The organism is Yaniella soli, assembly GCF_054782375.1.
In genome coordinates, this window is the sequence record NZ_BAAGSP010000027.1 from 26,331 (window position 1) to 37,359 (window position 11,029).

The window sequence follows — 11,029 nt, forward strand, 5'->3', positions numbered from 1 at the left end:
AACTTCAGTGCTTGGTCGGGCTGACTAGACTGGCCGCATGGAAATTTTGACGGTCATCACGGTCGTACTCGGAGTTATCGGTGCCCTTGCGGCAGTCATTGGCGTCAAGCAAATTGTCCAAGATCCGCGCCGCATCGCCGCCTACGCGTATACGGTTGGTGGCTTCGGAGCCGCGCTGACGAGCGCAGGACTCATCATCTACTTCACGCTCAACGAACCACTGCTGTTAGTCATCATGTTCGTCACGGCAGCGCTCGTCCTGCTGGCAGGCAACCTACTGGGCTACCCATTACTCGTAGGCTTTTTGTTGTGGGCTGGCATCACCACCCTACGTCGAGAATCTCGCAGCCTGGCCAACATGTTGTCGCTGCTGGCCGGCATTGGCCTGCTCCTGCTACCGACCACACTGTCCTTCTTTGATACGGGTGAGCCGCGCGATGACCTGGCCTATCAGTTGCAATACGGCCTACATTCCGGGCTGGTTCTCATCGTCACCTACGTGGCCTTCTGTTTCGCGGCATTCACGGTGGCCTCGATCGCCTACCGGTGGCGCAAGAATCCTCACGGTTCTGCCGCCGTCATCGTGTTGGGTGCCGGACTGCTCAACGGCGAGGTCCCACCCCTCTTAGCGGGCCGGCTTAAACGCGGCATCACCGCACAACGCAAAGACCCCGGCGACCCCCTCCTCATTACTTCGGGCGGCAAGGGTGACGACGAGCCACGCTCCGAAGGTGCCGCGATGCGCGAGTATGTCATCGAACAGGGTGTGGACCCCGAGAGGGTGATTGCCGAAGAACAGTCCACGACGACCGAGGAAAATCTGCGGTTCTCACAACGGCTGATGTCTGATCCGAAGGCACCGGTCACGGTGGTCACCAGCAGTTACCACGTATTTCGTGCAGCACTCCTGACCCGAGCGCTTGGGTTGCGAGCCCACGTCGTCGGCGCATCAACCGTCTGGTACTACCTACCGGGCGCGTTCATTCGCGAGTTTATCGCGGTGATGCGCGACCACATCCGGCTGCATATGCTGGCGGTCGTGGGGATCATCGTGTTGACGATTGCCTTTACCAGTTGGATCACACCGCTGGCCGTCCCACCAGAAGGTGCGTTCTAACTACTGTTGACCGGGCTTGACCGCGACAAACAGGGAGTCGGCTTCGGCGCACAGGGTGTCGCCGTGCCACAGTTGCCCGGAGATGAACTTCTTGCGCCCCTCGACCGTATCCACGGTGGCGGTCAGGTCCAGGCGCTCCCCGATCGGCGTGATATTGCGGTACTGAGTGGTCAGATAGACGGTGCGGGCAGAGAGCATTTCGGTGCCCATCGCCAGCCGACCCATCGCCGTATCGAACAGTACCGAAACGACCCCGCCGTGCATGGCCTGGTTCATCCCCATGGCGAATTCGCCAGCCACGGTGTGTGCCCGAAATTCGTGGTCGTCGACGTGCTCGACGGTCAGCGGAGGCATCAACACCTGCATCTCGCCGCCGCTGAGCTCACCACGAGCGTAGAGGCGTTCGGCTTCGGGCACCGCCGCCTGCTCTAGCGTCTCGCGCACCGATGCCAGCTTGGCTATGAGTTCATCTGAGGCTTCGGCCGTGGGGTTCGCTTGCACCAGGGCGTGTTGAAAATTGCTAACCTCCTCCAGCAAGCGAATATATGCCCGCGTTTGTGGAGTATCGGGGGCAGGGGTGCGCCGATGCTTGGTCATTTCCATGGCGTCGATGCGTTGCGCAGTCTGTGCTGAAGTGTCGTGCGGTGTGGTCATTGCCCCAGGATAGCCTGGTGTGCTCAGATCTGCAGGATGGCCTTCGCAATCATGAAGTAGATGATCAGCCCGGTCGCATCCACAAACGTGGAGATGAACGGGTTGGAGAACACTGCGGGATCCACTTTAATGGCGCGCGCGAGCAACGGCATGACCCCGCCAACCGCTGCGGCCACGGCACATACGGCCAACAGCGTCAGCCCGATGACGAGCCCCACTTCAAACTCATAAATCAGCGCCGTGATGACGAACCCGAGTGACCCAAGCAGCAGCCCGAGCATGAAGCCGGTGCGCAGTTCCCTGGTGAGCACTCGGACGATGTCGCGGGGTTCAATATCGTGCAGCGCCAGCGCGCGGGTGACCGTCGTGGCCGCCTGGTTACCGGTATTACCACCGGTGCCAATCAGGAGCGGGACGAACAGCGCGAGCACGGTGACCTGTTCCAGGGTGGCCTCGAATACCGAAAGCACCTGGACGGTCAGGGTCGCACCGACCGCCAGCACCAACAGCCAGGTGATGCGGCTGCGCACCAGACGGGATACCGGGGTGGAAAGATAGGGGCGACGCAGCGGTTCGACACCACCCTGACGCGAGACGTCTTCGGAGTCTTCGTGTTCCAGAATCCGTACGGCATCATCGAGGGTAAAAATCCCGACGAGTCGCTCTTCGTGATCGACCACCGACAGCGCAAACGTCCCACGCCGTGCCGTACGCCGTGCCACGGCTTCGGCATCCTCGGTGACCTCGGCGGTGCGCACCGGTCCCATCAGGTCTTCGACCCGCTGCGTCTTATCGGCACCCATGAGCTCTCGGAGCGTCACCGCACCGAGAACGCGTCGCCCCGAATCAATCACCGGCAAATAATAGACGGTCTCGGCGCTACGCAACCGAGATTGCACCCGCGCCAGCGCATCAGCGGCCGTGTTGTCTTCCCGCAGTGTAATGAACTGCGGACTCATCCGACGCCCAATGGATTCCTCCGGGTAGCCCAGCAGCGCCGAAGTTTGGGCCCGTTCATCAACGTCTAACCCCTGCAGTAATTTCGAGGCCACCGTGGCGGGGAGTTCATCCAGCAACCACACCCGGTCATCCGGGGCCAGGCCCAAAAACAGTTCGGCGGTGTCGTGGTCTTGCAACGCATTGACCAGGTCACTTTGTAACACCGGCGATAAACCCTCGAAGACCCGCAGCGCGAGGTCCTTATCCAGCAGCAGGTAGACAAACGCCCGATGACGGTCACTGAGCCGTTCCAGGATCCGGGTGATTTGTGCCGGTTTCAGCACGTTGAGCTGCTGTGATACGTCGGCGAAATTATCGTCTTCCAGATACTCTTCAATCTCGTCGATGAGGTCTTTGAGGTTTTCCAGCTGATCGTTGGCCATGACAACCACTTTCATTCACGTACGACGATGAGAGCAGTGCTCACCTTATCAGCAGCCAGTGTGAAATATCACTGACTGCCCCACTTGCACTGTGACTATTCGGTCACGTAACGTGACCATTCGGTCATAACGGGTAGGAGGGGTCATGGCAGATCGCAAACAAGACGTATTCGATGCGGCCGCGCAGCTGTTTCAAACCAACGGCATCAACGCCACGACCATCGAAGACATCACCAAGGCCGCCGGCATCGCCAAGGGCGCCTTCTATAAACATTTTGATTCCAAAGACCAACTCATCTTGGAGCTCGTCCAGCATTTCTATGACGACGTGTTGGCCACCGCCGCACGCCAAGTGACAGCGCACCCCGATTCCCCGCTAGACACCCTGCGCAACACGATCGCCACCGAACTCGAAGTAGCCACAGATTACCAAAACTTCTTGCACGCCGTCGCCCTGGACTTTCCACCCAACAGCTCCGGCCTGGTTCCCGACACCATCGAGACCTTACAACATCAGCTCTATGTGTGGCATAAGCACATCCTGCTGGATGCCTTTGGTACCCGGATTGACCCGTATCTCGAAGATCTCGTCATCGTGTTGGAAGGCACCATCAGCCACTATCTGATGCGCATTTTCTGGCGGGGTGCCGCCCCGCCGGGGAACAGAATCGCTGGCTTCATCACTCAGAGTTTGCACGCCATTGTCACAGGCGACGAAGATCTGACGCCTGCATTTTCGTCCGACTGGCAAGATAAGCCCAATGATGGTGCCCCGTTAGAATCCATGGCCCGCGAGCTCACCGTCGTCCGAGCGACCATGCAGCGCCGCACCGAGTGCGCCCCGACTTCCTCCGATGACCTGGCCGCCATCGACCTGGTGCTCGAAGAACTCCAAGACCACCCACCTCGACAGTTTCTCGTCGACGCCCTGCTGGCCCAATTGAGCGTCCGCGAGTACCTGACCGACTCTCTGCAATCCACGCGAACATCCTGGAACAACTGGAAAGGAACCCCTCAATGACCGAACACACCCAGGGGTTGCCGAAACGGCAAAAATACCTCATGGTCGCCGCCCTCCTCACGGGCGCATTCATGGGCATCACCAACGAAACCCTGCTGGCCACCGCCCTGCCGTCGATCCAGGAAGCCTTCGACATCACCACCGGCCAAGTCCAGTGGATGACCACCGCGTTTTTGATGGCCAACGGCATCATGATCCCCATCTCGGCGTTCTTAATCGACCGGTTCACCACCCGCGGTTTGTTTCTGACCGCCATCGGCCTGTTCGGCGTCGGCACCGCCATCGCCGCGGTTGCGCCCGTCTACCCGATCCTGTTGCTGGGGCGCGTGGTGCAGGCTTCGGGCTCCGGCATCATGCTGCCTCTGTTGATGACGGTGCTGCTAGCTGTCATTCCGGTGCAGCGCCGCGGGACGGCCATGGGCCTGATCGGCATCGTCATCGCCTTCGGCCCGGCCATCGGTCCCACGCTGTCGGGCTTCTTGCTCGAACACTTCGAATGGCGCAGCCTGTTCTACGTCGTGCTACCCATCGTGGCCGTGACGCTGACCATCGGGGCACTGTTCATCCGCAACGTCACCGACCTACGCCGCCCACGGATCGACGTGTTCTCCATTATCCTCTCGTCATTTGGTTTCGGCGCGTTTCTCTACGGCTTCAGCATCGCCGGTGAACGCGGCTGGACGGATCCACTCGTGCTGTCGATCATCGTCGCCGGTGCCGCGGTCATCGGCCTGTTTGTCTGGCGCCAGATGATTCTGAAAGTCCCGATGCTGGAATTCCGCGTCTTCCAGTTCCCAATGTTCACCCTGGCAATCATCATTACGATGACGGTGCTCGTCTCGCTGATCGGTGCCGAAACCCTGTTGCCGCTGTTCATGCAGACCGTCTTAGGTTTCACACCTCTGGAATCCGGGCTCGTGTTGCTACCGGGTGCGATCGTCATGGGCATCATGTCGCCCATCACCGGTCGACTCTTCGATGCCTTCGGCGCAAAGTGGCTGGCACTGCTCGGCCTGACCATCGTCACCATCACGACGTTCCTCTTGTCACGACTGTCACTGGACACGACGTTCGCCTACCTGTCGATCGTCTTTGCGATTCGCATGGCAGGACTGGCGCTGGCACTGATGCCGGTCATGACCTCGGCCCTGAACCAACTACCGTCCAAGTGGTACTCGCACGGCTCGGCTCTGGCCAACACACTGCAACAAATTGCCGCGGCCATCGGGACGGCCATCCTGGTCACCCTCGTGGCCATGGGAGCGCAGAACTATGCACCGGGTGCCGGTGTCAGCCCCGACGAGGTTGCACTGAACGCACAGCTCACCGGCTACACCTGGGCATTTTTGGGCAGCACGGTCCTGGCTTTCGTGGCGTTCATTCTCGCCTGGTTCTTGAACTCACCGAAGAAGGAAAAGGAGATCGTCCAGCAAATCCACGGGCGCAGTGAATAGTTGGGCAGTATCAAGCCTCGTGTAGAATAATTTTCCCATTCAGAATACTAATGGGAAAATCCTACAAAATTTTCCCATTAGTGCGCGCGCTGCACATGAGGAGGAGGCACTGTGGAAGCACGTTGGCCGAGTGTCGACTACGTAGAACTCTTATGGCCACCTCGCAGCACGGCGCCAGACCCCACCTGGTCGAAGCGACGTCGCCGCGCCAATAAAGGGAAATACCGCCAAGCCCAGGTACCAGCGATCGCTAACCTTGCCATCCCGTTAACCCCACAGAGCGCCTCAGCAGTTCAAGAAACAACAGACGAGATCACGCGCTTCGATGCACAATACGAGGGTGGCGCACCGTTCGAGGCCGTCTTACTGCGAAGTGAGTCATCAGCGAGCTCGCAGATCGAACAGCTGACGGCCAATGCGCGTCGCATCTCACTTGCAAGACTCGGGGATACTTCTCGCCACAATGCCACGTTGATTGCACGCAATACCGGTGCGTTGGAAGCAGCACTGGAGCTCGCCAATCAACTCGATGTTGAAGCCATACTGTCCATGCATCGCGTCTTGCTCGAGGGTACTGACCCAGACGATGCTGGCGCCATCAGGGATCAGCAAGTGTGGATTGGTGGCGACTCACCCGTCACGGCCATGTTTGTGCCACCGGAACATACTGCAGTACCGGCCGCCTTGGACGATTTAGTGACGTTCATGCAACGCACGGACGTCCCTCCCCTGGCTCAGGCGGCCATTGCCCATGCCCAATTTGAAACGATCCATCCGTTCACCGATGGCAACGGTCGAACTGGTCGCGCGCTGGTTTCCGCGGTGTTGCGCGCCCGCGGTACCGCTCGTAATTTCACCGTCCCCCTCTCGTCGGGGCTGTTAACGAATACCGCTGAATACTTCGATGCGTTAACAGAATATCGACGAGGCAATATCAGCCCGATCATTGACCGGTTTGTAGATGCTACGCAACAGGCAATGGGCAATGCTCAAGTGCTGTTACATGATATTGAGCAAGTTCGTAACGAGATTTATCGCTCGACGGCGCGCAAGACGAAAAACCTCATTACTCTTGCCACACTCTGTACCACGGAACCTGCATTTACCGCAGGCATGGTGGGGCAATTAGGCGTACCCACCTCGAGCGCCTACCGCATAATCGACAAACTCGTTGACCGGGGCATCTTGCGGGTAGAGCAAAAGATCGAGGGCCAAGCGGTCTGGTCGGTTAAGGCATTGACCAAAGCCTTGGATGACTTTGCTGACCGCGCTGGTCGTCGCAGGGACTCACAAGGGCACTGGCTCTAGCCCCGCTCCCAACCGCTGCAGCGCCCACTGGGGATCGTTGACCGTCACTTCTTGCACGCCGAGATTCCGCGCAGTGTGCAGTTCCTCATCGGTCTCGATCGTCCACATCCGAACGAGACGTCCGACGTCAGTCCACGAGTCCAACATCGCCGGGCGGTCGATGAGCCAGCCCGCTGACGGTCCTAACAGCTGCGCAGGGGCCGTCCAAGATGATGTACCGATGCCCAACGACGGTAGGTCATCCGCAACGAAAAGCGGGCACGATTTCGACGCTGGCACGACTTCAGCTACCCGACGCAAAGCGTCCAGGGAGAAACTCATGATCGATACGCTCAGTTGGCTCGGTTGTCCATATGGGCGCAGCGTGCCGGTTGTCGCGTCCCACTGCCAACGCCGCAGCCAGTCCAGCACGGCGGCTTCAATCGCGCCGTCGTTGGGAGAATCAATTTTCATTTCGACGGCAAGCTCGACAGGTCGGCCTGCTCCAAGGAGCATGTGGGTCAGCTGGTCGAGTGTGACCAGCTGTTCATCCGCATTGCCGTATTCATAAGGAAGTGGCGAGGTATTCTTCCAGGAATACACATCCAGCATTCGCAGGTCAGCCAGCCGGTGTTCCCGAACGAGACCGCGGCCAGACGACGTACGATTTAGCGTGGAGTCGTGCCAACAGATTAGCTGACCGTCCGCAGTCAATTGGACATCGGTTTCGATCCCGTGAGCACCAACCGCTAAGGCATGGGCAAAGGCTGCGCGTGTGTGTTCCGCATAGACGTCGCTGGCACCGCGATGAGCAAAAACTTTCACGACAGCGAGCTTAACTGGGCGCCATGACTGAAGTTCAACATTCAGGTAAACGGCAGATTTATGAGCGAATCTTCACGCACCGCATCCCAGACAACGACTGAACACAAAGCCCCAAATCATAAAAATTTTAACACAACCCTGTCAAATTATGGCCCAGGCCATGTAGACTTAACATAATTGTTACATTACTCGTAACTTCAAGGATTTGATGATATATGCTCACGCCTGATCGGATCCATTTACGCGGCGAACCAGCATCGGCCAGAGACGCTTTAGCGCTGTTCGCAGAGGCAGTGGAAAACGCCATTCGCGAAGAGAATTATCCGGCGGCAGCTCGGCTCGTGGAGACGGACATTGCTTCAGCATGGTTCGGCATTCAATCGGCACGTCTAACCGAAATCCTGCACCTATTCGTCACCAAAAACGTCACCCCCTGCCCCCTACTCAAGGTCGCCCACCAGGTCCTCACGACATCGACAGCCGGTCAATTGAGCAGTCGAGAACTCCTCGCATCGATAGATCTGAACGACCCTCAACAGATGTTTGTGCTGACGTTGTTTCGGATGGCCGACTTTCGATTGAAGGGCCGCACAATAGAGGCTCTCGAACAGGGCGATAGCCTGCAGGAACATCTCGTGCGAATGAACCCTCTTTTGGACAGAACGCGTGGGGCGCACCTACAGGCGGCCGTGCAAATTGGGATCTCAGCCATGCTCGCAGGTGACTTCACCAAAGCACTCACGGCCTTCACCCAAGCCCAAATGCAACCGGCGCCACCACAATACGCGTTCCTCACCCGGGATGCGCTCGTGAAATCAGCACTCATTCACGCCTGCTTCGGCAATGCCACAACAGCCAAAGCCCTGCTCGACCGGTCCGTCAGGATCCGCAGAACCTCCAGCTGGATTGAAGCGCACATCGATACGCACCAGGAGTTCGTCAGAATACTGATCCACTCCGGCAGCGATGACGAAGCACTCGACCAGCTTGAAGCGATCAACCTACACGATATTGGGGAAATGTGGCCTTTCTATATGGTCGCCATTCACCGCGTTTTGGAAGCAACCGGTCGCCAAGACGAGCTGGAACTGCAACTCAATATTTTTGACTCCCTGCCCCTTGCGCGCGTTGATGGCGACGGGTTCTCCGGCAGTATTATCCCCCTAAATCGCGCGCTAGTGGCCCTGAGCAGAGGTCGTGAGGCTGAAGCGGACACATTCCTGAGCAGAACAGATCCTCATCTGCCATATACGAAACTCGTTCAATCCGCCGCGCATCTCTACTCAGGACAGAATCAACAAGCAATCCAGAAGGCTACGCGCCTACGCCATCAGACCCGAGGCTTTCGCCTCATGGAGGTCCGCAGGCTCTCGATCTTGGCAACCGCGCACTACCGAACGGGCAATGTGGAGCGCAGCATCGAAACCCTCAAACATGCAGCACAGTTGCCTCGTGGTCTCAGCCCAACTGAAATTGAACTGTTTAACGCAGATTGTCGAGAACTTGCCGCACAACATGTGACGCCCTGGCCCTCGAAAACTCCAAGTCATACCACGTTCTTAACGGGTCTACCCGAAGCCGGTCGAACGCTTACTGAACGGGAAATAGTTATCCTGAGACACCTGGCGGAAGGCCATACTCGAGCGCGCATCGCCGAGATACTTTTCATAAGCCTCAGCACAGTCAAGACGCAGCTACGCTCCGCATTCCGTAAACTCGGCGTGTCTTCAACGTCCGATGCCATCGTTGAGTGCCAGCGGCGCGACCTCATCTAAGTAGCACTTCTTCCTTCTACTGCTTCTTCACCTCAGCCGTTATGGTCTCCCGGGACCATCATGTCAGTCGCTGTATCGAGCGCGACCAGACCAGCAAGGGCTGCCCAAACTGGACACACACTGACTGTTACCTGAGTCACGCGGTAGAATTAACTTGAAGCCAACATTGAGCGCTTCATCGCGTAGGTCGGCCGACCGCAGCCCCTTCTCCAGCAGTTCGTCCAGTGGCGGGATGATTTTTAGCTGCATATCGAAGGCGTCTGCGGTTTGCTGGACCGTCCGCAGCATCTCCTTTGAGGGATGCGCCACTGCCACCACCAGCACGTTGGCGCCGGTCTCGTTGATCAGCTGCGGTAAGTCGGCGATCGTGCCCATGACTTTGACGTGGTAGACCTGCACATTGGCTTTGGCCAGTGCGTCATCGACCATGCCGACGGGCCAGAACTTTGTGCCCGGGGTGGTGACCATCTGTCGAATCAGATGCGTACCAGCTGCCCCGGCTCCGATGACCAGCGTCGGTGCAGCAGCACTATCCGGCACTGCTCGAGCCAGCATGCGCAGTCGTTCCCCGTAGCGAATACCGAACATCAAGACCATCGCAATCGGTATCACGATGACGGCAATGGCTGCCGGTTGATCGCTGAAGTAACCGGTGATCACACCGGTAAAGAACAAGGTCAATCCGGTGGCAGCCGTGACCTTAAATATGGCTCGGACCTCGTCAAAGCTGCCCGCAGTGAACCGACGGCGATAGAGAAACACGCCCCAGCCAAAAAGTAACTGCGCGATACCCGATACGACTACCAACAGCATCAGCAACAGCCCCTGGAGGGGTGTGACCGCGAAGTCGTAATAAATCAGGTACGCCCCGGCGATGGCCACTGCCCAACAGCCGATGTCCAGATACCGATGCAAGCCAGGTCGTCGGAATGGTGGTTCGGTCGCGCTCGTCTGGTGTGTCGTAACACTATCTATGAACCTCATTGCGTTTCATCGCCATCCGTGTGAGAAATCAGTAGTGTGTATGTAAGACGCGGCATGATGAGCTGAACCTCGGTTGTGTCGCTGACCTAGTGAGTGTTTGCGTGCTCGGTGAAAGGTGAGTCGCACTGTGTTGCCAAGACTCTAATGAGATCCAGCGCTGTTTCTGCCGGCCTGCTAGCAAATCAGCCCCGCGATCACCCCGCCAGCACAGCGACGTATCGCAACGCGCAGCAATCCACCGCACCTCTGGCATCGGGCCCCGGGCGTCACACCAAGTCACCATCTGGTTTCGGGCCCGACAATTAAGGCCGAACGGTTCGTTGAGGATTCAAGAATCACATCACCCTGTGCCATCACATCACCCTGACCCCTGGCAGCAGTCCAGGAACAGGAAAAAAGGGACGCAAACTTATGCGGGCCACGAGGTTAAAAAAGAAGAACCCCCGCGATGTAGAAGCTACGCGAGGGTTCCGTGGTCCCGACCGGCGTCGATCCGGTGACCTTTCGATTTTCAGTCGAACGCTCTACCG

At 58.2% G+C, this 11,029-nt stretch carries 9 protein-coding genes; 5 read left to right on the forward strand and 4 right to left on the reverse strand.

Annotation, left to right across the window (positions count from 1 at the left end):
• The first annotated feature begins 37 nt into the window (after positions 1 to 37).
• Positions 38 to 1,117 (forward strand): YdcF family protein, encoded by a 1,080-nt coding sequence (locus ACYVJT_RS12495; protein WP_343955385.1) that lies wholly within the window; start codon positions 38 to 40, stop codon positions 1,115 to 1,117.
• On the opposite strand, the gene ACYVJT_RS12500 is transcribed toward ACYVJT_RS12495, so the two are convergent.
• The gene (locus ACYVJT_RS12500) at positions 1,118 to 1,771 is read right to left on the reverse strand and encodes a PaaI family thioesterase (protein ID WP_343955387.1); all 654 of its coding nucleotides are present in this window, start codon (positions 1,769 to 1,771) and stop codon (positions 1,118 to 1,120) included.
• 23 nt (positions 1,772 to 1,794) lie between these two features.
• Positions 1,795 to 3,153 carry a magnesium transporter gene (gene mgtE / locus ACYVJT_RS12505; protein ID WP_343955389.1) on the reverse strand — a complete coding sequence of 453 codons (1,359 nt, stop codon included), beginning with the start codon at positions 3,151 to 3,153 and terminating at the stop codon, positions 1,795 to 1,797.
• 145 nt (positions 3,154 to 3,298) lie between these two features.
• Between mgtE and ACYVJT_RS12510 the strand changes: the two genes are divergently transcribed.
• The 3 genes from ACYVJT_RS12510 to ACYVJT_RS12520 all read left to right on the forward strand — a co-directional run bounded on the left by ACYVJT_RS12510 (position 3,299) and on the right by ACYVJT_RS12520 (position 6,936).
• Positions 3,299 to 4,174: a TetR/AcrR family transcriptional regulator gene (locus ACYVJT_RS12510; RefSeq protein ID WP_343955391.1), complete on the forward strand. Its 876-nt coding sequence runs from the start codon at positions 3,299 to 3,301 to the stop codon at positions 4,172 to 4,174.
• Positions 4,171 to 5,628 carry an MDR family MFS transporter gene (locus tag ACYVJT_RS12515; protein ID WP_343955393.1) on the forward strand — a complete coding sequence of 486 codons (1,458 nt, stop codon included), beginning with the start codon at positions 4,171 to 4,173 and terminating at the stop codon, positions 5,626 to 5,628. The genes ACYVJT_RS12510 and ACYVJT_RS12515 overlap by 4 nt, the downstream gene beginning before the upstream one ends.
• Before the next feature lie 111 nt (positions 5,629 to 5,739).
• Complete coding sequence (locus ACYVJT_RS12520; protein WP_343955395.1) at positions 5,740 to 6,936, forward strand: Fic family protein; 1,197 nt, start codon at positions 5,740 to 5,742, stop codon at positions 6,934 to 6,936.
• On the opposite strand, the gene ACYVJT_RS12525 is transcribed toward ACYVJT_RS12520, so the two are convergent.
• A complete protein-coding gene (locus ACYVJT_RS12525; RefSeq protein WP_343955398.1) occupies positions 6,916 to 7,740 on the reverse strand; it encodes a glycerophosphodiester phosphodiesterase in 825 nt (274 codons plus the stop codon). The genes ACYVJT_RS12520 and ACYVJT_RS12525 overlap by 21 nt on opposite strands.
• A 215-nt stretch (positions 7,741 to 7,955) precedes the next feature.
• Between ACYVJT_RS12525 and ACYVJT_RS12530 the strand changes: the two genes are divergently transcribed.
• Complete coding sequence (locus ACYVJT_RS12530) at positions 7,956 to 9,515, forward strand: helix-turn-helix transcriptional regulator (RefSeq protein WP_343955400.1); 1,560 nt, start codon at positions 7,956 to 7,958, stop codon at positions 9,513 to 9,515.
• A 63-nt stretch (positions 9,516 to 9,578) separates the two neighbouring features.
• On the opposite strand, the gene ACYVJT_RS12535 is transcribed toward ACYVJT_RS12530, so the two are convergent.
• Positions 9,579 to 10,499 (reverse strand): nucleoside-diphosphate sugar epimerase/dehydratase, encoded by a 921-nt coding sequence (locus ACYVJT_RS12535; protein ID WP_343955402.1) that lies wholly within the window; start codon positions 10,497 to 10,499, stop codon positions 9,579 to 9,581.
• Positions 10,500 to 11,029: the final 530 nt, after the last annotated feature.